The sequence below is a fragment of the Shewanella mangrovi genome, from assembly GCF_000753795.1.
GTDB classification, from domain to species: Bacteria; Pseudomonadota; Gammaproteobacteria; order Enterobacterales; family Shewanellaceae; genus Shewanella; species Shewanella mangrovi.
This window is the reverse complement of sequence record NZ_JPEO01000002.1, coordinates 407,935-429,860: the sequence shown is the minus strand read 5'-3', so window position 1 is coordinate 429,860 and position 21,926 is coordinate 407,935. Positions and strand designations below refer to the sequence as shown.

The following is a 21,926-nucleotide window of genomic DNA, read 5'->3' as shown; positions in this document are numbered from 1 at the left end:
CACCGCTAAGCTATACGCTATTAGAGCTGTTTTTCCATAGAGAAATTCACCAGACTAACGCCATTTCGTTGTACCTGATTTTGCTTAATCAGGCTAAACCCACGCTGTTCGAAAAAGGGCTTTGCTAGCAATGAGGCTTCCACATAGAGACGCTTGAGTTGGCGTTGTTTGGCTTCCTGCAAGAGCTGCTCAAATAATGCCGCAGCCACACCACGCCTTTGAAAGTCGGGATGGGTATAAGTGCAATCAATATGGCCATCGCCATCCAATTCAATAAATCCCGTGATGCGGTCTTCAATCATGGCCACAAGTGGCTGTTTTTGCGCAAGTCTGGCGCGCCAACGTTGATAGTCAATCGGTGTTGGCGCCCATGCGTTCTTTTGTGCTTGGTTGTAGATTGATGAATCAATTGCATGCACAGCCAAGTGAAACAACCTTGCTATTTCATCGGCTTGGTGAGCGCTGTACCTTTGTATCTTGATCATTTTCGTTACCGTGAATGCCGTTTTATGCATTAGCAAGCAGCACTACGCTGATGCCAAAACATATTTGAAATGACATCGCCATTAATATCACGGCCAACATTACGTAGTTCGGTATTTTATTACGCAAGAGGTACCAGCCAAGCGCGATTTGAGCGAGTGCTTGAAACAGAGCGAGGCCGATAAAATTGCGTAATTGCCACCAACCAAAATCAGCCTCGGGTTTGACTGTGTTGTAGAGAATAACGAAGGGCAGCACACTCAGCAGTAATATCAGTGCAAATAGAGCCTTCTTCCGCCACGGGGCCATTTCAGTCGACAGTAGTTCTTGAGTGAGCTTTGACATGAACAGCTCCCGTAGTGCGTTGTGATGATTAACTATTTAGTGTCTGCAGCCACTGCGCCGTATTGGCCAGAATAAACTCGTAGACTTCTCCATCGTCGAGGCTGATTTTGATGGCATCAGTCGAGATTGGTAACAGGCCACCGGCTTTGGCAGTTGATGCACACGCATTTGCAATTGAGCCACGGGAAAAAGAGTACGGACCAAGGCCGAACTGCTGATTAAAAGGCACAAACGTCACGTCTGTCGCAGTGACAGTGAGTTGACCATCGGCATGGATAGCACCTCGTTGCAGCGTCGCTTTTGAAGACTGAAGAATATTCTCGGACATAGTATTTCCCTTTCGCAAATCTAACTGTAGCGTACTCAAATTGATGCGCTGGAGCTCGTGTGCTGAAGCGCGGTAACAGAAAGCATTTTCCTTGCTGTAACGTAATTATACACAACTAAAACAGCGAGTTGTTCCACTTTACATATGGCTGCCAAAATTACGTTTTACCCTCAATATAGTGTTATCCGCGAGGCTAACTTACCGCCGTTGGCAATGTGTCAAAGCATGGTAGCTGCGCCAGGTTCTTTGCCCATTCCGCGCCGTCGCCAACGAAAATTTTGGCGGTCGGCATCATGGGGAGGGGACTATCAAGGCTACTGGCTGGCACTACCACAATATCGCCAGTCGCTGTTGGCAGTGCTGCGCCACATTGTCGGCAAAAACTTTTCACATGTAGGCTATTGGGCAACTGAAAGGTTTGTACAAACTGGGCGCCTTGGGTCCAATTAAGACTGGCGTTTTGAGCGAACAGGTTGGCAGCATGAGCTGACCCGGTATCTTTTTGGCAGCGGCGACAGTGGCATAAATAGAACGCCTTAAATTCGCCGTTGAGTTCGTAGCTGACGCTGCCACACAAACATGAACCTTGATGTGGTTGTTCCATCGTTGTTTCCTTCGCATCAATGGCTAAGTCGTCCTAACTTAGCGCGTAAACGATCGCATTATGACGTTTGAAAAAGCGTGCGCAACACCAGAACGTCTGAATTAAAACGCATACAGATAGACCGCGATTAAAAGCGGTAAGGTGATGATGACGCCGATGATCGCACCAATATACATCCCTTTTTTACCTAGCACCTGAGTCGCGTAGTTTAGCTTGGGCGACCAAAACAGCGACAGAATAGACCAAACGACCGCGATAACAAGCCAAGCTTGCCAGAAGGTTTTACTCAGAAATAACTGCTGGTGGATAAAACCGTAAAAAGCGATGAGGCCAATGCCTAAAAATAGGGCGTTGGTCATCTCCTCAATTTTGACAATACGGGGACTGTCATCTTTGCCTGTGGCGTACTCATATAGCTTAAATGGCAGCGGCAGGATGATAAGGGCGGCGAGTAGCCAAAAACACATTTGCCAAAACATACTTTAACTCCTTTTAAAGTCTGGTGTTGGTAACCGTTAGTGGTTTTCAGTCAGCTGTTAATCGGGTTTTACTCTCGAACCATACTCAGTTCTGTCTACATGCCCAGCGTATCCGTCATTCGAGCCGAAATAACTATTGGTAGGTTGCTGATGTGACTAAACCGTTATCTGCAATCTCAATCTTACATTGGAACAGGTGCAAATTGAGCGCACTGCTATGCGTAATGCGTTTCCCATGGTCGAGTTGTTCAATGGTATAGTCAGATAGATTGCTGGTGTCCAACTGTTCGATCACGCTTGCATAAGGCACACCCGGGGTAAAGTTACCGCAAAGGTAATAGACCTCGTTATGTGCCTCATTGGCCAAGAAACCCAAAACAACAAGCGTTAGTAGCAGTAGTAATATCAGCACTATCCGGCGGTACCATAATTGCTTTGCTGTCATCGTTTCGGTTCCTTGCTGTTAGCTAAGTAACGTGGGCATTATCCCATGGCAAACTCTTTTAATGCGTCACCTGTCAGACGGTAACCCACCCATTCATCTAACGCTTTGGCGCCGATAGACTGATAAAATTTGATCGCGGGTTCATTCCAGTCCAGCACATTCCACTCAAAGCGGCCACAGCCTTTTTCGACTGCCAGTTTTGCAAGATGGCGAATTAAGGTTTTGCCTGCACCAATACCACGATACTCGGGAGACACATATAAGTCTTCCAAGTAGAGGCCGTGTTTGCCTAACCAAGTGGAGTAATTGTAAAAGAACACGGCAAAACCAACTGGCTCATCATTGAGACTGGCAATCACTGCCTGCGTGCTAGAGTGCTCGCCAAACAGTGAAGATTCGATATCGGACACTGAAGCCAACACTTCATGTGCGGCTTTTTCGTAGGTTGCCAGTTCGACAATAAAGTGGTGAATGGTGGCGGCATCGGCGATCGTGGCTGGGCGAATAGTCAAGGTAGACACAATAACTCCTGTGTTAGACGAGCATACAATCGGCGAGATATAAGACTGTTAAAAGATTTGTTATCGCCGTAAATTGCAGCAAAATTAATGTTGGCTAATGTACCAAAGCTCAGCCTAAGTTCAAGCCATACGCCCGTAGCGGTTAGTGGTCAGCTGAGCTTGAGTAGGATGCTCATTGCAGCCGGGGCTGCGCTTTTATCTGGCGTTGACGTTGCCAAATGCATTACGAGTAACTTGAAAGCTCAATAAGATTGTTGTCAGGATCTCTAAAATAAAACGACTGAATTGGCCCATTAGCGCCGGTGCGCGGCACAATGCCTTCGATAATGCTAACGCCTTTGTCTGTGACCTGTTTTAACGCATCAGCAATCGGTACGCTGCTGATAAAGCATAAATCAGCTGAACCTGGAGTGGCGACGTGGGCTTTGGGCTCAAACTCCTTGCCGCGCTGGTGCAGGTTTATCTTTTGCGAGCCAAACTTAAGTGCCACCCTTGCGTCACCAAAGCGCTCCAGTTTCATCCCCAACACGTCGGTATAGAAATTAATGGTTGTGTCGATATTGGCCACGGTGAGTACCAAATGATCTAGGTGTGAAATCACAGTGAAGACTCCTCTGCTTAGCTCGGTCGTTTAGCCAAAAATGTGATCGAGATTATCCATGTTTTGCTCTATGACATCTTTTAGCTTGCTAATGTGAATGCCATCAATAAACGCGTGATGGGCTTGAACCGAAAAGGGTAGCAGCACCTTGTTCTGCTCTTTTTTGTATTTTCCCCAGGCGATCCTAGGTACGGCATCAAACTTCTCTAGCTTAATGGGATGCGAAATACTGGTAAAACTGATCCAAGGAATCGAGGTGATATAGATAAGGTCACTGCGCTTTTGCAGTTCAGTGTCAATCATCGAGTTTTGTGAGGTGGTTCGCTCGCGACAGTCACATAGAAATTGCTGGAAGTTGTTAGTGTTAAGGACAGTGATGATTTTGAATAGCTCATCTTCACTATTCAACACGGTGAAAGAGGGATGGAGGACATCATGCTTGACCACATTTTCACTGTCGTAGCGATATTTGAACGCTTCAACGCGATTGACGCAATCCATCACGTAATAAATTAAGGCGTGATAAAACGGCAACTTATGCTGTTTGATGTGTTGATACAGCGGGGTAATGTCGAGATCAAAACAAAGATTAAAAAATGGCGAGTCCATATCTTTAAAGAACATAAAGTGCTCTTTGCGTTTCCATGTGTCTATATCAACAACGTCCATCTTTTTTCCTAGTGTGAATTTAATGCAAAACAATGAGTGCTAACGGGACAAGTGTTACTGATATTTCAGCAAAAATCACTGTGATATGTGGCTTATTGCCATTTATGTGAGCATCTACTCTCTAACAGAGAATGTGCACCGTTATAGGTTTGCTAGAGAAAAACTGATAGGGCAGGGATTTATGGCCTGGGTGTGTATGACATCGTTTTGCCCCATTCAGAGTTGGCACCATGTCCTGCCACGCTCTTGATCTCTAAGACATTGACCAACTTTTAGTAATGATACAAAGTGTCCACTATAACTGGATCAGATCACCCACAGTGAAAGACCATTCAGTTACACACTTCTTAAAGGCATATTGTAAGGACATGGGCTGCTGGATTAGGCTTTGATCTTAACGCTTATATCTAAGCAAATTGATTGGCAGGACATTCAATGAAGATCCTGCCAACCCACCGGTTACCAGATGAATAACTGTCAATTATGATTAATGGGTCACACCAATTAATGGCAACTGCTCCATCATCTGTTTCAGGGCTAATGCATCCCATGGTAAATGCTCTGTAATACCTAGACCAACGACTTGGCTCACTTTGCTAACATCAGCCAATGCATCAACAACCTGACGTATGCTCAACTTACCTTGTGCTATGCCGTCTAAAGCACCTTCAGCGTAATCAGTATTGGCAAATAGCAACCCACGAAATAGATTTGGGTCTAATACATCTAGATCCAAGTGAATGGCCAAATGTTTAGCACCTGTGGCTTTAAACCAAGCTAATAGAGGCTCACTACCTTCTTCAGCAAGCTGTGTTGGACTAATGTTTTTCAGACCAAGCGTCTGCATCCGTTGTTGTTCCCACTCTGTCGCATCATTGACACCTAAATAGCATACGTTCTCAGGCTTGAGCGGTTGCTTAACATGTGCGGTAAAATCACTGTCACCGTGACCTAATAAGTTACCCAAGACTTGCGCATGAGCATGCTCAAATTGCTCTGGAGTCAGAATGTCTGGATGTGCATCAACCCAGAGTACGGCAAGTTCACCATCGTATTTTTCATTGAGGTACGCAAACGGTGCCAAATCAACAAGGCAATCACCACCAAGAATTACAATACTGTCAGGTGCATGCTTATCAATTTTCGCACGAGCATCCTTGAGTTGATTGAGCAACGCTTGACGTCCCATTAGTCCATTTTCATTTTTCAATGGCTGTTCGGTAGGCTGTTCGACGTCAACGTGTTCAACAACGCCTTGAGGAGCTGGCGCTAGCCAGTTTAGGAGTTGCGCACCAAAATAATAGGGAGCATTGTTACCTCCCTGCCATTGAGGGAAAACGAGTCTTAAGGTATTTGAACTGCTCATATTGCTACTCCTGCGAACTATTGAATGTGAGAAGAATGGTGCCTTGAGCCTTACGTGACATCAGATGGCTGTATGCTTGATGGTATTCTGCCAATGGAAATTTGCTGTCTATACGCGGCTTAATTTTGTTAAGGACTAATAAACGATTAAGTTCATCAAATGTGGTAGCGACATCTGCATCAGTTTCGAGGTGCGCATCAAATCCTAGTAGTTTTTTCTCGTGAACAACAACATCAACGATGTCGATGGCAGGGGTTACACCTCCTGCAAAACCTATCGCTACCAATGTACCTCTCGTTTTTAGCGACTTCAGCATGGGGCCAAGTAGTTCCCCAGCTACCGTATCAAACGCAAAGTCGGCACCTTTACCATTAGTCAATTCATGTGCCTGTTCAATTAGGTTATGGGCCGACAAATCAATAACGGCATGAGCTCCCGAGCGAGCAGCATTTGCAACTTTGGCTGAAGTCGAAACAATAGCAATTGGCACGGCGCCCATCACATTGATAAGTTGAATAAGCGCATGCCCTAGAGAGCCTGTTGCCCCAGATACGAGAGCAACTTGACCCGGTTGTAACTGTCCAACGCGATGGATGGCTTGATAAGCCGAAACATAGTTAATGGGGAGTGCTGCGGCATCATCTAGGCTGACTCCCTCTGGCAACGGTACAATCCATTTGTTTGCAACCAAGGCATATTCTTGCTGCAAGCCATCTTCAGTGATGCCTAATGAGCCGCCACCATAGACCGCGACCTGCTGACCATCTGTAAATTTTTCGCTGCTGACAACTGTACCTGAGCCATCATTACTGAGTACGAGAGGGGCTTGGGCAGTAGGAACAGCACCTAAACGAATTTGATTGGATAATGGGTTTACCGTGGCTGCATGCATTTTGAGCAAGGAGTACCCCGGTTTAGCTTGCGGGATTACACGAGTTTCAATCTGCATGGCAGGCGTTTCGCCAAATTGTGTTACGACTAGTGCTTGCATTGTATCTATCCACCGCTGTTGATTTAGAGCTAACGTATTGCCAATTATGGCAATGTCATGCAATACATAATGCAGTGAGCGTTGCTTGCACCGTTATTCTGTGGTGGTCAAATTCTTTGCTAAAAAGGACAGATTGACTGTAACACGCTATTGTTGGCGTAATTCTGTTGGCGTTATGCCGTATTTGTCCTTAAATAGCTTGTTGAAGTGTGAAAGATTCGAAAATCCAAACTGGTAAGCGATATCACTAATCGGCGTATCTTGCTGACTCAATAGAACGCGATGGCATGCCTGTAGTCTTTGCTGCCATACCCAACGCATCACAGAGGTATTATCACGAGAAAACAAACGACTCAGCGTTCTAGCGGACATATGTAACTGAAGAGAAATTGTCTCAACAGATAATGAAGTCTCACCTAAGTGGTTTTGGATGTACTGCTTTGCGAGTGTAAGGGTGTCACGACGATATTGTTGCACTTCCCCTAACGTCGATGGTGTAGCAGCGTGGTAGGCCGCTTTCAATAGTGCCAAGATCGCATTCAATATTTGGTCACCAAATATCTCTTCTAGCTCGTCATTTTCCCACGCTTGCTGAATCATGGTGCCAACAAATCTCCCTAACGGCGAACAACTGCTCAGGGTTTTATTCAGATATAACTCTACGTCTGGTAACTGTTCAGTTAATACAGCGTGTGGTAACGAAATCACAATCTGGTTATCGCCCTCAGGAAATGAGTAGCAAAAAGGCAAGCGATTATCATAGAGTACTATGTCCCCCGCTAGCTGCGTCGAAGTTTGGTCATTTTGTGAAAGGTGTGCTTTAGGGCACAGTGATAAGCATATGAAATAATCGTCTGTTCTTTTACCTTCAAGAGTTTCACGGTATTCCATCGGCGTGGATTTTATACGAGTAATCAAAGCTCTAGCACCCAAGCTTTTGACCTTTAACTCCCCTGAGAACTTGCCCTCGGTAAGGTTCTTATTGTTGGTTGATGACACGTAGGTGTTTTCGACTAAGTCTTGCCAATAGTCGAAACTTTCTTGTGCTCGCACATCTTGGGTTGAGTAGCTTCTACTCATTTACGCTCCCTAATAAGTGTTGATGAACACAATACCAGTAAGGTGTGTTGTTCAGTATGAAGGTTGACGTTGTTGCGTAAACACCAAGATCTATCTTAGTGCTCAAGTTGCTCGTTCTCCTCTCCAGTCACTCCGATATTAGCATTGGTTAATATGAAACTTCTCGACGAATCTCACGGAAAATTGGACTTATCTCACCCAGAATCCCCCTTTATACATTCTAATAATAAATAGAATGTATTGCGAAAAAGAGAGAAATTTTACTCAGATTTTATTAACGATTCTGTTGGAAGTGCATCAGTATGGATATACGAGAAAGATACAGTGATATAGCGAAGGTACAGTTGTCTTTTCTTTCATTCATGACAGTAGCGATTTGGATATCCCTTGGTGTCGGTGTTGCATTTGCTATTGGTCTTCATCTGGTTATCAGTCACGTCGGGAGCAATGACGATTCTGGTGTCGCAATGTTTTGGTTCTACTCGATGATGTATGGATTTATTGGGTTTCTATTTTCAGTTATCGGCTCGGTCATCTCTTATCCGGTCTATCGCTTATGGTGTAAACGAGCCCTTGGGCAGTGTTTACATGGGCATTTTATTTTGATGCAAAAGCACTAGTCGGGCGGAGTTACTCCCTCTGTTTTATATAAATTTCATTTGGTTAACACAATTGTGAGGTCATGGATGCTTAAGTGGTTGGTAACAGGCTTTGTGCTTGTGAACTGTTTTGTATTTAACGCTTTTGGTGCGAATACGATCGAGTGGAAAAAAGTAGATGTGGATGGCAGCATTAAAATTCCGGTCTATTTTGTGTGGTCGCAAAAATGTCCTCACTGCAAAGAAGCGCATCCTTTTTTAGATGGATTAGTAAAACAGTATCCGTGGATTGAATTGCATACTTTCAAGATTGGCGACCCAGGTACTGAAGATACATGGCGCCAGTTAGCGCAAATGACGCACTCCCCCAATAACGCGGTGCCGTTTATCGCTTTATGCGGCAAGGCTATTATTGGTTATTCCAGTGATGAAGTAACAGGTAAGTACCTGACTGATAAACTCAAAAGCTGCTACGAAAACTATGGTGGTACGTTAAATGATGCTGATACTTCATCAGCAGTAGCTTCAGCAGCGTTAGATGATGGCGACAATATCTTCGCGACATGTTCAGCTGATAGCGAAAGTGATTGTGGTAGCACTGACACCAATAATGCAGATTCGAGCAGCAATGACGTACAACCTGTTGACTTGCCGATGGTTGGGGTTATATCACCTGATGAAGTGTCGTTACCGCTTTTGACGCTGGTACTCGCAGGGGTCGATGCTTTTAATCCTTGTGCTTTCTTCGTATTACTCTTCTTACTCTCGATAATGGTGAATGCCAAAAGTAAACGTCGCATGCTGCTGGTCGGGGGGATTTTTGTGTTCTTTTCCGGGTTTATCTATTTCTTATTCATGACGGCGTGGCTGAATATATTCCAATTATTGGGTGCGGATAGTGACGGCGGCACTATCATTTTAGTTGCCGGTATCTTGGCATTAGTCGCGGGTGTGATAAACGTTAAAGAGTACTTCCTCACCAAGGGCGATGTGAGCTTGTCGATGACGGCGGAGCATCGCACCAGTCTCATTAAGCGGATGGGCAAGCTATCGAGTGCGTCCAGCCTTGCGACCATGATTGCAAGTACCACTATCCTTGCGATATTGGCCAATGCCTATGAGCTGTTATGTACCGCTGGTTTCCCGATGATCTACACCAGCGTTTTATCGATGCATAACCTGCCATCGCTTGAGCGGATCATGTATCTGGTGTTCTATAACGTGGTCTATGTTATTCCGTTATTGGCCATCGTGATTGCATTTAGTATGACGCTGGGTAAACGTAAATTGACCGAAAAAGAAGGGCAGGCGCTGAAGCTTATGTCTGGGATTATGATGCTGGGATTAGGGGGGATGCTGGCCTTTAACCCAACCGCCTTACAAAGTGTGTCATTAGCCATCGGGCTGATTGTGACGTCGATTGTGCTCACCGTTATTATTGTCACTATCAGGAAGTTTGTGTCCAAGTAACGTGTGTTGAGAGTGTGGTAATGAATGTCTACCACACTCTCATTAAGCTCTTAATTAAGATAGACAAACAGCATGGCGAAGCCATATTGCCCAATGCTAAATACGGTATGCGCGACGACTAGATAGATAAACATTGGGGTCCATTCCGGCAGCAAGCGCCCCATAAATCCGGCACCTAATCCCGGCATTAAAATCGCCAGCCCGGCTAAGGTACTCAGTACTAAGCCAACCACGAAAATTGGTAGAACGGTTGGATTATCAATAAAGCCCGCTCCAAAAAACAAAATGATCAGCACCGCATATCCGATACCGATAGCGTAATGGAAAATCCAGCCTAATGCTTTTTCGATAAATGTTGGGGCGGAAGTATCGCTTGCATCGACGACTAATTTGCCCTTCGGAATTCCCAATAGCCAACGACCCACAATGCCCCAATTGGTCGGTGGGATCCCTAGCACTTTTTCAACGACAGTGACCCAAATATCGAGGATCACTGTTGAACCAATCCCCACTAACAAACAAAACAGTATGATATTTTCCATGTGTAAACCTTCTAACTTTATGATTTATATTTTAAATATTTGAGTTTAGCTAACCGTGCTCGCTGCTAACCGATGTTGAATGACATCATTGCTGATGATGTTTTAATTCAAGCTGACTTAATTGATTAAGTTCAAATAAATCATGTAGATATACGTACCATTCAGCACATTGATTGTGACCCCTTACGCTAATCTGCATAAAACGACTTACTAAGTTGTATTTCCAATGCTCTAATAATCTACAGATTTATAGAATATTGTATTGTAACTTAGGAGTCATTATGAAAACTGACGTTCTTGTTATTGGTGGTGGTCCCGGAGGGCATGTCGCAGCAATCAAGGCTGTAGAATATGGTGCGAGCGCAATTGTGGTCGAGAAGTACAAATTGGGTGGAACCTGTTTGCATCAAGGCTGCATTCCCACAAAAACACTATTGCATACCACGGATGTTTATTATGAGTTGCAACATGCCGCGGCAATAGGATTGAAAGTCGATAACGCTTCAGTCGACATCGAAGCATTGCAGCGACGCAAAAATGAGATCATCAACACCATTACTGAAGGTGTTAATGCCATTGTCAGTAGTAAAGGGGTTGAGGTTGTTTATGGAACTGCTGAGTTAGTCTCAGAAAAACAAGCCTCTGTAGTATTGAACAACGGTGAAACGATACTTATCGATTTTGATAAGCTGATTCTTGCTACAGGTTCTATTCCTTCATCGATTCCTATCACTGGCGCCAATCTTCCGAATGTGATCACCAGTGACGATGCGCTATCACTCTCCCAGGTGCCAGAGGCTCTTGTTGTTATTGGTGGTGGTGTTATCGGTGTCGAATTTGGTCAGTTAATGAGTCGCTTAGGTGCAAAAGTTTCGATCATTGAAGCTTGCGATAATATTTTACCGCATATGGATGCAGAGCTTTCGAGTCAACTTGCTGCAGAGCTTGTTGAAGAAGGGATTGATATCTACACCTCTGCACGTGTTGCTCAAATTGAACAAAGCTCTGGGCAATTAAACGTAGGCTTTGATATTGCAGGTGAACTTAAGTCAATCAAGGCCGAAAAGGTATTGATGGCCGTCGGGCGAAAACCATTAGTCCACGGATTTGGCTTAGAGCATACTCGCGTGCAAATCGAAAATGGTGCGATTGCGGTTAACCGCTATATGCAAACCAATGTGCCTCATATTTATGCCATTGGTGACTGCACCGGCGGTTATATGCTGGCACATGTTGCCTTTAAACATGCCATGATTGCCGCTAAAAACATTACGGGCGACATACTAGAGCCCTTTAACGATTTAGCTGTCCCTGCCTGTGTTTATACGAGCCCAGAATTCGCTACAGTCGGACTGACTGAAAGCGCTGCCAGTAAGCGTTTCTCTCATATCAAAATTGGTAAAGCCGATTTGGCTGTTAATGCGAAAACGATGATTGTTCAGCAGCGCGGCACGGTTAAATTTGTTGTTGATACGACAACCAATCGAGTACTTGGGCTGCACATCTTGGGCCCAAGAGCGAGCGACATGATCCATGAGGCCGCGCTAGCGTTGAACTTAAATGCCACAATCGATGACATTGTGGATACCATCCACGGTCATCCCACCATTGCGGAAGGTATATTGGAAGCTGCTGAAGACGTCTTTGGCAATGCAATCTACAAGATGTATAACCACTAATCGCTGGTGATATTGCGCGCCCCGTGAATATACGTGGCATGGGGCGCTTATACACACAAAGGTACGTAGCTGTTAAACTAGCGAGATATTGACCTCCAATGTAATCGGAAATCTCAGTGTTTAATCAAAGCAGTTACCAAGATGCAGCCGAATTTATCAAGGCGATGAGCCATGAAAGTCGACTTCAATTGATTGATTTATTAACCAATCAAGAGCGCTGTGTTGAAGATCTGACAAATGCTTTGAACATTGGCTTGAAGTCTGTTTCTGCACACTTGCGAGTCATGAGAACTCAAGGACTAGTGACAACGCGTCGAGAAGGAAAGCGGATTTTCTATCGCTTAAGTAATAACGAGGTATTGAAGCTCGCCCAAAATATTATGGATGTTTCGCGAATTGAACGTGAAATATCTCCCCTCACCGATGCAAGTGTCTGTATTACCTTAAAAGGCTTATTAGAAGCACTCGAGAATGACAACACCCTACTGATAGATGTTAGAGCCGAAGATGAATATCGCTTGGCGCATATTCCCGCAGCGATTTCTATTCCGGTTTCAGCGCTCTACAGTTGGAGTGAAACCTTTAGTGAGAAAAATCGGCAGATTATCGTCTACTGCGAAGGGCATTATTGCATTGAAGCCATTGATGCGATGAAGCTTTTGGTGAGAAAGAAATACGGCGTAAAAATGTATCGAAATGGCCTCAATGAATGGGCTGGTGCTGGTTTTCCTCTCGCTCGCAGCTAATCTTGTCTCCAATATAATCTCTCATATGAGAGATTGCATTGTAGTGTAGTGGTCAAGTAAAACTGGCCACAGGTTTAAAGCTTTTCCATACTTTTGGTAATCTGAAATGCTTTCATTAGTGTAAAAGTTCTAACACGAAATTGTCCCAAAAGCGTGTTACCCGGCTGAACAAGAAAATAGCTATTCTTTTTACTGTGGCTTTTTGGCGTTACAAATATCGGCATTGTTAATTTTTGTCATTATTTTTATGAGTTTTATGGGATAAATCATTGCACACAATGCAGTCGATATTCTTACGGTAGTTATAAGCGCGTCTGGCGGCAAATATAGCAACCGTGATACATGACCAAAGCACTCCAAAGATGATTGAATATCCCAGATCTCGGCCTTTAAGGTACTGTATGGTCGCTAGCAATATAGCGATAACAGGTAATGCCACGCTGTATTGAATCATCCATTTTTTAATTGGCATAGCACCTCAGTTGTTCAATCTATTCAGTATGTGATTTAGCTACACAAGCTTGCTCTGTGTCGTTCTTTCAAATACAGATATAAAGGTAATCCGCAAGATACACCGATCAGCAGCGTTGCAAATAGCGCCCAGTACCAATGCGTAATCTTCTCGCTTATGGCGTTCGACACGATAAACGCCAGCAGAGTCAATGCGGCAAACAACACATCAAGCCACGCAAAGATACTAATCGGGTTGGCGATAGCGTCCGCGAGGAATAATGGAAGGTCTGCGCCATGTGTCGTCAACCAGGGAACAAAGGCTGCATAGGGAACTAGTGCGCCGAGAATTGTCGCCAACAGATAGAATTTTTGCATAACGCTATCCTTGCCATTGAACAGGGTAAAGTATCGCAGTGCTTAGCTCATTCAGGGCGCGTACTGCACCATTGTCTTCAACATCAAATAGCTAATGAGGCTTCTTTGACTGAGAAACGAACCTTAGCCCAATTGCAGAAATGATAAGAAAGACGGCAAGTGGAAGCTGGGCTGAAAATAACGTCTGTATGCCTTGGCCATGTGTTGTTGTAGTGATGTCACCAGCGCCAGAGATGCTGAATTCAGATGGCATCCAAAAAGCTTGATAAGCCGTTACAGCACATATGGTGATGACAGCTAAAGCGCCAATCGTCGCTAATGACCAACCAATAAATTTACGTGATGTATTGATGACTGATTGATTGTCCTTATTCCCCATGTCACTTTTCCTTTCCATAGTTTATTACTGTTGATGCCGTGAGGCGTCAACTCGATTGTTATGTCCCTGATGGTTCTGTTTGGGTGTGGCGACTGATAAACCTGTCTAAATCTTCTGGCATATCATCAAAGTGTAATCCGTCCTGAGCAATCACATCCCAGCTCGCTTTTGAACTGCAGCAGATATGCGAAATAATGGCTACATCACAGTCACTGACTAATCCCATAGGAATCCAGTAAAAATCAGTATCTCTTAATTTGTTTGGCACCGGGCTGCCGCATATTTTGCAAAAATCAGAAGTGAAACCGGTATCTTTTTTCCAGTGAGTAATGGATTGCAGACCATGTACCCACCTAAAACTCGATGCTGGGACAATAACGGCAGTATTAGAGGTTGAGCCCGATTGCTTTTGACACAACTGACAATGGCATTGATATAAGCCGGTTACCTTTGTTTCTACCTTAAATGCCACTGCACCACAGTTACAAATTCCCTTCATTTAATTAGCTCTTGGTAAGTTTAACAATAAACCTTCACTGCCAGCGTAAGTGGCTTACAGCAGAAATATTGGTGGCAACCACATTAACTGTCGGCACTGGCTTGGACATCATTTTTAACTAACAGCACAATTAAAAAAATGAGTGCAAGCGGAGGTAACAAAGCACTGAAGAAGCCGATTACAGAGGTCAGCACCGGCATTTGAGTTTTGCGTTTACCCAAGTAGTAGCCAAGAACTGCCATAATAATCGCCAGTACAATAATGACCTGACCTAAGAGTGTTGCGTTAATATGCATGTTACAAGCGCCTTTTTCGTATCTAGAGTATGTTAGACATCAGTCTTAATTGGTTGATGATATTGCTCTTGGTTGAATTTGTGATTATTCATCCAACATACCGCGCGCGCGGAGGATTTCAGTTTTGAAATCCTCGACGTAATCTTTCTGGATGCCGGGAATAGGGGCGTCGCTGGCGGTATCCCGCATTTTGAGTTGGTAGATCAACACGTCATCTGACAACTCACTTAACTCACCTTTAAAACCTGCTTCATCAGCCAGCTTTTGTAAAAACTGTACCAGATTAAGGTTGGGGTCTTTTTGCCAAGCGGGATTGAGCATTTCCAGTAGTTCATTAATGCGGTGGCAGTTCATGGCGCGATCTCCTGATAAGCAATTGATTTTAGAGTATCAGTCGCGACTAGTGCTGCAAAGACTTTGGCTTAATTTGTGCGCAGAAAAGGACGAAATTGCGAGCGATAGGGAAAAAGCAGAGAGAGGTTTTGTGATATTAAAAACGCTGCACGGTGACAATAGCGCACTATTAACACTGTGCAGCGTTGACGCAGGATTTAGTTGGCTAGCGCGGCGTGATAGCGCGCAAAGGCAGCCTCTAAATCAGCAATCAGATCTTCGGTATCTTCAAGGCCAATGTGAACACGGAACATAGGCTTAGTGCTGTCCCATTGGGTAGCGGTACGGATTTTCTCGATGCCAAACTCCGCCAGAATCAAGCTTTCATAGCCGCCCCAAGAGAAGCCCATTTTGAAATGTTCCATCCCTTCAACAAAGGCTTGCATCGCCTTTTTATTGCCGCCTTGTTTCAGTACAAACGAGAACAGACCGTTACTGCCTTGATAATCACGCTTGAAAAACTCGTGGCCGGGGCAACTGGCAAATGCCGGATGACGGATATGGTCCACATCATCTCGGGCATCGAGCCAGTGGGCGATTTCCAGTGCATTTTTTTCCTGTTGCGCCATACGCACGCCGAGGGTGCGCAGACCGCGCAGCGCCAGATATGCATCATCGGCAGAAACACATTGGCCCAGCAGATAGCTATTTTCTCGCAGCTGCTCCCAATATTGCTCGGTCGCCGTGGCAGTCCCCATCATCACATCTGAGTGACCGACAATATATTTGGTGGCGGCTTGGATTGAGATATCGATACCCAGTTCAAATGGACGGCAGTTGATCGGTGATGACCAAGTGTTATCCAGCATGGTCATCAAACCGTGTTCGTGAGCGATGCGGCACAAGGTGGGTACATCCTGCACTTCCATCGTGATAGAACCGGGAGATTCCAGAAACAGCACCTTGGTGTTGGGCTTAATCAACTCGGCGATACCCGCACCAATCATCGGATCATAATAGGTGGTTTCAATACCAAAACCTTTCAGTACTTTGTCGCACAAATCGCGAGTGGGTTCGTAGACGCTATCGACCATCAGCAGATGGTCGCCACTTTTGAGAAACGACAATAATGTGCCGCTGATGGCGGCGGCGCCAGATGGATATAACGCAGTACCTGCGCCACCTTCTAGTTCGGCAATGGCCGCTTGCAGGGCAAAATGGGTATCGGTGCCACGACGACCATAAAATAGTTCGCCTTTGCCTCTGCCAGCCGCTGCTTTGCTCATCTGTTCCAGACTGTCAAAAATCACCGTAGATGCGCGTACTACCGGCGGGTTAACAACACCTTTACTCCATTTTTTATCGCGTCCGAGCGAGACGATCTTTGTGGCTTTTTTCATGTAGGACTCTAACTGCGTAGTGCTAATGATGTTTTGTCAGCAATTGGGGCAAAACACGATGAAATCATTTAAGGATTGGCATCTTAACACCTTATTTATTGGTTTGTCGGCGGGGAATAGTGAAATTCGCTAATGAAAAATTCTCAAGCACGCCTTAACAGTTAATGCAAACGCTGACATTACGCCCGTTGTATAGTTATGATCGTTTGCACTAATCGAACGATTCAATATGACAGCGTGCGCCGTCACCGCTAGAGTGGAATGAGGCCATGCCGTTCGTTTAGTTGTATCAAACAATAAAAAATCCGCGATGTTATAACGTAATCTCGTTAGTCGAATGCATGCCGTTGTGTGAAGCTCCTGTGTCGTATCCCCAAATAAATTTAACGCATGTGATGCGAGGAAAAGTATGGAAGTTGGTGTTCAAAAAAATGCGTCATGGTGGTCGGTACTAAAAGCGCACGCGCGGACACATCCATTAATGGCGAGTGGACTGCTCGGGTCGCTGTTATTGATTGTTGCCTTGTTGCTGCAGAGCAGTGTATTGCTCGAGTCACCCGAGCAGCATCAGTTTGTGCAGTACGCCTTATTAGGTGGCTTGGCGTGTTTCTTGGGAACGAGTGCCGGGGCCATTCCTGCATTGTTACTGAAATCAATTCCGCAAAAGCTGGAAGATTCAATGCTCGGGTTTGCCGCGGGCATGATGTTAGCTGCCGCTGCTTTTTCGTTGCTATTGCCAGGCATTGAAGCGGGGACTGAGATCACTGGCAGTAATATTGCCGGTGGTGGATTGGTGATCTTTGGCATGGCGATTGGTGTCGCCTTGATGATGGGGTTAGATCATTTTACGCCTCACGAGCACGTACAAACCGGGCCTTGTGGACCGGGTAATGAACGCTGCGGCCGTGCGTGGTTATTTGTGTTTGCTATCGCACTGCATAATCTGCCTGAAGGTATGGCGGTAGGCGTAGGGTTTGCTCAGGGGGATGTGTCGATTGGCTTACCGCTCACCACGGCCATTGCGCTGCAAGATATTCCCGAGGGCCTCGCGGTAGCGTTAACGCTGCGGGCGGTAGGTTTTGCGCCGCTATTTTCGGTACTGGTCGCGTGTGCAACGGGTCTACTGGAGCCATTAGGCGCATTGTTAGGGGTGGGCTTAGCTGGCGGCTTTATGTTGGCATATCCTATCGGACTCGGATTGGCGGGCGGAGCCATGCTGTTTGTTGTGTCCCATGAAGTGATTCCTGAAACCCATCGAAACGGTCACCAAATGTTGGCAACGCAAGGATTGATGGTGGGCTTTGCGTTAATGATGATCCTCGATACGACACTCGGTTAATTGTGGCATTCACAACTAAAAAGGCGCTTACTGAGCGCCTTTTTAGTATGTTTCATGCTGTCCGCTGAACCATTAACTGGGTTGCAACGGTAAGGTCACCGTGAATACAACACCAGTGCCGTCCGCTAAGTTGGTGGCACGAATACTCCCGCCGTGGAAAGCGGCAATCAGTCTTGCGATGTACAAGCCTAAGCCTAAATGGGGCTTTTGCTGAGCGCTTTGGCTGCGCACTGACACCATCGACTCGAAAATCTCTTCCGCCATATTTTCTGGTAATAATGGGCCCAAGTTTTCCACGGTCAGAATGGCATGTTTAGCCTGCTGCATTAGCTTAACTTGCACAATTGTGCCCGGAGTGTGGAACTCAATGGCGTTGCTGATCAGCTTATCCATCAATTGCGCGATATATTCCGGTACGCCAAGCATCATCATAGGTTCGCTGGTGGCAGTAAACGCAAATTGCTCATTAGGGTAGGTCATCTGATAACCCGCCACGCAACCACTGATCACTTTATTGAGCGGGAATTGATCTGCTTCGGCATTCGACAGCGATTCTTCCAAACGTGTGGCTTCACTCATGTTGGAGAGGATCAGCGACAAGCGTTTTACGCCTTCCTGTGCCCGGTCAACATATTTCATCGCGTCACTATCGATGGGCTGCAAACTTAAGTGTTCTAGCGAGCTGCGCACCACGGCCACCGGCGTACGCAGCTCGTGTGACAGTCTTGATGACATATTTTCCAGATAGTGCGTGTATTGACTTAAGCGGCCAACCACATTGGCAAAACTTCGTGAGAGATCGCCAATTTCGTCGCGCACCGGTGATGGCACAATCGCATTGCGGATACGCCCTTGGCTGTCGATAGATTTTTCAGCCTGATCGCGTAGCTTGCGCACCCGCGCAGAAATACTTGAGGCGAAGAAGAACAGACTCAGAGTGCCGATGCTCATTACAATCAGGATGATATTAAACAGTTTCTCCAACGCGCGGTTACGCAGGGTGCGAATGCCATGAGTGGTTTCTTCGGCGATCACCGCGCCCATGACTTTGTCGTCAATCCAAATCGGACTGGCTGCGGCCAAAACCACCGCTTTGTTATCTTGTGTTAAGCGCCATGTGGATGCCATCTTGCCAGCAAGTGCTTGTTGAATATGGCTGCCTTTAAGCTCGGTGGAGTCTTTTAACGTATCGACAAAATCGTCCGGCGGACGGGTCAATATCTTGTAATAGAGGGGGTTGAGATATTTCTGCTGGAACTGAGTCCAGAAGGTTTGTGGTTCATTTTCAGCTTCCGCCCAAACGCCGCCACCATCGTGCAGGTTGCCCGATTTTGCCAGCACTCGACCGTGAATATCCACGACCCAAATACGTGAGTTGTTATGACCCATCCCTTTGATAATGCTTTCAATTTCGGGTGATGGCACCAGCACAGTACCCAGCTTATCGGCGCTGTCAGTGGCCGAAGTGCCGACAATTGCGGCGATATCTCGCGTTCTGGGGTTGTTAACATCATGGATGGCAAAACCAAGCTTGGAACCGACCATTTCCAGTGGCATTCGTAATTCGATGTTGTAGCCAGTGGCGGTTTTTCGCCATTGTCCCTGAATCCGATTTTCCGGCGATACTGGCACATCAAGGCTCGGGTCTTCCGGCAGTTCAAAAGCACTGAGCCAGCCATCTTGCATATTGGCCACGACATAGCGGCGGAATTTTCCATCGGGCGCTAAGGTGGCAATCGCCAACATGTCGTTGCGATCAACCGCTAAACTATTGCGGCCGCGATACACCACATGCGCATCGGTCACTTCAAAAAAGCCGTACAGATAGCCGGCATATTTGCCTACCATATGGCGAAAATGCAGTGTGGAATCGCTGTTTTCGGCGAGGAAAAGTCGATTGTCACTGCCGTAATCCATGGCTTTATGACGGTACTCATCCCAGTCGCTCAGTTTGCCATCGAGCTGGATCGGGCCATTAAGTGGATAGGCATAAAGATCGCGGCCTTTCTCGACCTGCTTGAGAAAGCTGGCTTGCTTATCAAACAGTTTTGGCCGTTCGTGCAGCGCAGTAGCGACCGCCTGCGTTGTGCCTTCCAGGGTTTTTTCTTGACCGTAGCGCAGGTATTTCTCCATCTCCCACACGTACTTATAGCCAAGCCACGGCAGTCCTAGCAGAAACAACGATAACACTAAGGTTTTAGTGCGCAGGCCAATCGGCGGATGATACATAATGAATTTCACCCGTGGCTATCCCAGCGATAGCCCATGCCATACACAGTGTCGATGCAATCAAAATTAGCATCTATCGCGATGAATTTTTTCCGAATCCGTTTGATGTGCGAGGTAATTGTACTGTCGTCGACATAGATTTTGGCTTCTTGCATTAAATCGCCGCGGCTGCGCACATGGCCGGGATGTTTGGCCATGGCATGCACCATCCAAAATTCTGTCACCGTCAATTCGATAGGGTGCTGATCCCAACTCACCTGCATGCGATTAGCATCTATGGTTAGTGGCCCGCGCTCCATCAATTGCTCGGCTGATTGCTCCGCCTCGGCAGCGAGCTCACTGCGACGGAACAGCGCGGCTAAACGTGCTAACAGATGCGGAAAGCTGACATCTTTGCTGAGATAGTCATCGGCTCCAAGACGCAGACCACACACAGTATCAAAGTCGCTGTCACGCGCGGTGAGGAAGATAATCGGCAAACTATTGGACATGGCGCGCAACGCTTGGCACAAGGTAAAACCGCCGTCGATTTCATCTTCAAGACCAATATCAATAATGGCCAAATCGGGCAGCCGCGTACTAAACGCTTGCATGGCTTGCTGACGATTCGCATAGGCCTGCACGCTGTAGCCCTGATTTTGTAATACGTCTTTATAGTTTTCGCGAATAGCCGCTTCATCCTCGACGATGGCGATACGTTTCATTGCTGCGTCAAATCCCTAATTTTCAATTAGGGCTGACTATACAACAATTTGACGCTGAAAAAAGTGCTGACAATGCATTGCCATTTTGTTGCCACAATTCATCGGCGAAGTGCCACTTTTGCTCCCCGCTATTGCCATTTGCCTGCTGTTTAATGACTCCATCGAAACAACGCCGCCGCTGCGGAACATGAACATTAAACAACAAGGAATTTGATTATGAAAAAGCACATCGTCGCCACATTGATCGTTTCAACTCTGATGTTATCAGCAACTGCGCCCGCCATGGCGGCCGAACAGGGCGCGCCGCACGCAGAAAAAGAGACCGCAATAGGTTTAGGTAGCGGCCTAGCTGCAGGCGCTTTGGTTGGTGGTCCTATCGGTGCGGTCATCGGTGGCTTCGCCGGCGCCTTGATGGGTAAGTCTGTTGGTGATGACGACTACATCAAACAACAGGCACAAACCGTGGCGGAGCAGGAACAACAGATTGTGGCATTGAATGAGCGTCAGCTGTCACTGGAAAACCTGCAAGCACAATATGCTGATGCGCAGCGCCAGTTAAAATCGATTCAAACCGCTCGCGCTGCCAAGTTAGAAGAACTGACGATTGGTATGGATGTGCAATTCCGTACCGGTACTTATGAAATTGAACCGCATTTTGCTAAGCAACTGGATGATATTGCCTTCGCCATGAGCATGGCACCTGAGCTAACGCTTGATTTAGCTGGCTATGCAGACCGTCGCGGCGATTCAGACAAGAACCAAGCCTTGTCGGAACAGCGTGTGGCAGCGGTAAAAGACTATCTGGTGCAGCATGGTGTTGCAGCCGCACGTCTAAATACCAAAGCCTTTGGTGATACTGCGCCGTTGATGGCAGAGCAATCGGCTGAGTCGAATTTCTTTGACCGTCGCGTATCACTGCGTCTACAAAGCCCAGAAGCCGCTATGGCCGCAAATCGCAACCACTAGGCGAA

Annotated in this window: 26 protein-coding genes; 5 read left to right on the top strand and 21 right to left on the bottom strand. The window is 46.2% G+C overall.

Annotated features, from left to right (window positions below; translation table 11 throughout):
* Positions 1-20: 20 nt before the first annotated feature.
* The 12 genes from HR45_RS04495 to HR45_RS04440 form a co-directional block, all read right to left on the bottom strand.
* Positions 21-485 (bottom strand): GNAT family N-acetyltransferase, encoded by a 465-nt coding sequence (locus HR45_RS04495; protein WP_187327367.1) that lies wholly within the window; start codon positions 483-485, stop codon positions 21-23.
* A gap of 22 nt (positions 486-507) precedes the next feature.
* Positions 508-828 (bottom strand): hypothetical protein, encoded by a 321-nt coding sequence (locus HR45_RS04490; RefSeq protein ID WP_037440072.1) that lies wholly within the window; start codon positions 826-828, stop codon positions 508-510.
* Between the two features lie 28 nt (positions 829-856).
* Positions 857-1,156: a hypothetical protein gene (locus HR45_RS04485; protein ID WP_037440069.1), complete on the bottom strand. Its 300-nt coding sequence runs from the start codon at positions 1,154-1,156 to the stop codon at positions 857-859.
* Between the two features lie 193 nt (positions 1,157-1,349).
* Positions 1,350-1,760, bottom strand: coding sequence for a GFA family protein (locus tag HR45_RS04480; RefSeq protein WP_037440068.1), 411 nt, complete (start codon positions 1,758-1,760; stop codon positions 1,350-1,352).
* 101 nt (positions 1,761-1,861) lie between these two features.
* Positions 1,862-2,239, bottom strand: a complete 378-nt coding sequence (locus tag HR45_RS04475) for a hypothetical protein (RefSeq protein ID WP_037440066.1) — start codon at positions 2,237-2,239, stop codon at positions 1,862-1,864.
* Between the two features lie 133 nt (positions 2,240-2,372).
* The gene (locus HR45_RS04470; RefSeq protein ID WP_052074490.1) at positions 2,373-2,684 is read right to left on the bottom strand and encodes a hypothetical protein; all 312 of its coding nucleotides are present in this window, start codon (positions 2,682-2,684) and stop codon (positions 2,373-2,375) included.
* A gap of 38 nt (positions 2,685-2,722) precedes the next feature.
* A complete protein-coding gene (locus HR45_RS04465; RefSeq protein WP_241461062.1) occupies positions 2,723-3,208 on the bottom strand; it encodes a GNAT family N-acetyltransferase in 486 nt (161 codons plus the stop codon).
* 220 nt (positions 3,209-3,428) lie between these two features.
* The gene (locus tag HR45_RS04460) at positions 3,429-3,806 is read right to left on the bottom strand and encodes a VOC family protein (RefSeq protein WP_037440063.1); all 378 of its coding nucleotides are present in this window, start codon (positions 3,804-3,806) and stop codon (positions 3,429-3,431) included.
* A gap of 30 nt (positions 3,807-3,836) precedes the next feature.
* A complete protein-coding gene (locus HR45_RS04455) occupies positions 3,837-4,475 on the bottom strand; it encodes a chloramphenicol acetyltransferase (protein WP_037440061.1) in 639 nt (212 codons plus the stop codon).
* Positions 4,476-4,962: 487 nt separating this feature from the next.
* On the bottom strand, positions 4,963-5,841 hold the full coding sequence (locus HR45_RS04450; RefSeq protein ID WP_037440059.1) for an arginase family protein: 879 nt from the start codon (positions 5,839-5,841) through the stop codon (positions 4,963-4,965).
* Positions 5,842-5,845: 4 nt separating this feature from the next.
* Positions 5,846-6,832 carry a quinone oxidoreductase family protein gene (locus HR45_RS04445; protein ID WP_037440057.1) on the bottom strand — a complete coding sequence of 329 codons (987 nt, stop codon included), beginning with the start codon at positions 6,830-6,832 and terminating at the stop codon, positions 5,846-5,848.
* Between the two features lie 147 nt (positions 6,833-6,979).
* The gene (locus tag HR45_RS04440) at positions 6,980-7,912 is read right to left on the bottom strand and encodes a helix-turn-helix domain-containing protein (protein WP_037440055.1); all 933 of its coding nucleotides are present in this window, start codon (positions 7,910-7,912) and stop codon (positions 6,980-6,982) included.
* A gap of 719 nt (positions 7,913-8,631) precedes the next feature.
* Here HR45_RS04440 and HR45_RS04430 point away from each other — a divergent pair.
* Positions 8,632-9,981 (top strand): cytochrome C biosynthesis protein, encoded by a 1,350-nt coding sequence (locus tag HR45_RS04430; RefSeq protein WP_430742017.1) that lies wholly within the window; start codon positions 8,632-8,634, stop codon positions 9,979-9,981.
* A gap of 50 nt (positions 9,982-10,031) precedes the next feature.
* On the opposite strand, the gene HR45_RS04425 is transcribed toward HR45_RS04430, so the two are convergent.
* The gene (locus tag HR45_RS04425; protein WP_037440049.1) at positions 10,032-10,523 is read right to left on the bottom strand and encodes a DUF2938 family protein; all 492 of its coding nucleotides are present in this window, start codon (positions 10,521-10,523) and stop codon (positions 10,032-10,034) included.
* Positions 10,524-10,804: 281 nt separating this feature from the next.
* On the opposite strand from HR45_RS04425, the gene lpdA reads away from it, so the two are divergent.
* Positions 10,805-12,202: a dihydrolipoyl dehydrogenase gene (gene lpdA, locus HR45_RS04420; RefSeq protein ID WP_037440047.1), complete on the top strand. Its 1,398-nt coding sequence runs from the start codon at positions 10,805-10,807 to the stop codon at positions 12,200-12,202.
* 116 nt (positions 12,203-12,318) lie between these two features.
* Positions 12,319-12,948 carry an ArsR/SmtB family transcription factor gene (locus HR45_RS04415; protein ID WP_206537882.1) on the top strand — a complete coding sequence of 210 codons (630 nt, stop codon included), beginning with the start codon at positions 12,319-12,321 and terminating at the stop codon, positions 12,946-12,948.
* A gap of 507 nt (positions 12,949-13,455) precedes the next feature.
* Here the strand turns inward: HR45_RS04415 and HR45_RS04405 are convergent.
* The 6 genes from HR45_RS04405 to HR45_RS04385 form a co-directional block, all read right to left on the bottom strand.
* Complete coding sequence (locus tag HR45_RS04405; protein WP_037440044.1) at positions 13,456-13,776, bottom strand: DUF2834 domain-containing protein; 321 nt, start codon at positions 13,774-13,776, stop codon at positions 13,456-13,458.
* A gap of 91 nt (positions 13,777-13,867) precedes the next feature.
* A complete protein-coding gene (locus HR45_RS04400; RefSeq protein WP_037440041.1) occupies positions 13,868-14,155 on the bottom strand; it encodes a hypothetical protein in 288 nt (95 codons plus the stop codon).
* Between the two features lie 58 nt (positions 14,156-14,213).
* Positions 14,214-14,654 carry a GFA family protein gene (locus HR45_RS19220; protein ID WP_081933375.1) on the bottom strand — a complete coding sequence of 147 codons (441 nt, stop codon included), beginning with the start codon at positions 14,652-14,654 and terminating at the stop codon, positions 14,214-14,216.
* A gap of 83 nt (positions 14,655-14,737) precedes the next feature.
* The gene (locus HR45_RS04395) at positions 14,738-14,950 is read right to left on the bottom strand and encodes a hypothetical protein (RefSeq protein WP_037440040.1); all 213 of its coding nucleotides are present in this window, start codon (positions 14,948-14,950) and stop codon (positions 14,738-14,740) included.
* 84 nt (positions 14,951-15,034) lie between these two features.
* Complete coding sequence (locus HR45_RS04390; RefSeq protein WP_037440039.1) at positions 15,035-15,304, bottom strand: YihD family protein; 270 nt, start codon at positions 15,302-15,304, stop codon at positions 15,035-15,037.
* A gap of 197 nt (positions 15,305-15,501) precedes the next feature.
* On the bottom strand, positions 15,502-16,683 hold the full coding sequence (locus HR45_RS04385) for a cystathionine beta-lyase (RefSeq protein WP_037440038.1): 1,182 nt from the start codon (positions 16,681-16,683) through the stop codon (positions 15,502-15,504).
* A 409-nt stretch (positions 16,684-17,092) separates the two neighbouring features.
* On the opposite strand from HR45_RS04385, the gene HR45_RS04380 reads away from it, so the two are divergent.
* The gene (locus tag HR45_RS04380) at positions 17,093-18,022 is read left to right on the top strand and encodes a ZIP family metal transporter (protein WP_037440037.1); all 930 of its coding nucleotides are present in this window, start codon (positions 17,093-17,095) and stop codon (positions 18,020-18,022) included.
* 72 nt (positions 18,023-18,094) lie between these two features.
* Here the strand turns inward: HR45_RS04380 and pdsS are convergent, their stop codons facing one another.
* Both pdsS and pdsR read right to left on the bottom strand, forming a co-directional pair.
* Positions 18,095-20,251, bottom strand: a complete 2,157-nt coding sequence (pdsS, locus tag HR45_RS04375) for a proteobacterial dedicated sortase system histidine kinase (protein WP_037440379.1) — start codon at positions 20,249-20,251, stop codon at positions 18,095-18,097.
* Positions 20,252-20,259: 8 nt separating this feature from the next.
* Positions 20,260-20,955, bottom strand: a complete 696-nt coding sequence (pdsR, locus tag HR45_RS04370) for a proteobacterial dedicated sortase system response regulator (RefSeq protein ID WP_037440036.1) — start codon at positions 20,953-20,955, stop codon at positions 20,260-20,262.
* Positions 20,956-21,171: 216 nt separating this feature from the next.
* Between pdsR and pdsO the strand changes: the two genes are divergently transcribed.
* The gene (gene pdsO / locus HR45_RS04365; RefSeq protein ID WP_037440035.1) at positions 21,172-21,921 is read left to right on the top strand and encodes a sortase-associated OmpA-like protein PdsO; all 750 of its coding nucleotides are present in this window, start codon (positions 21,172-21,174) and stop codon (positions 21,919-21,921) included.
* Positions 21,922-21,926 lie beyond the last annotated feature (5 nt).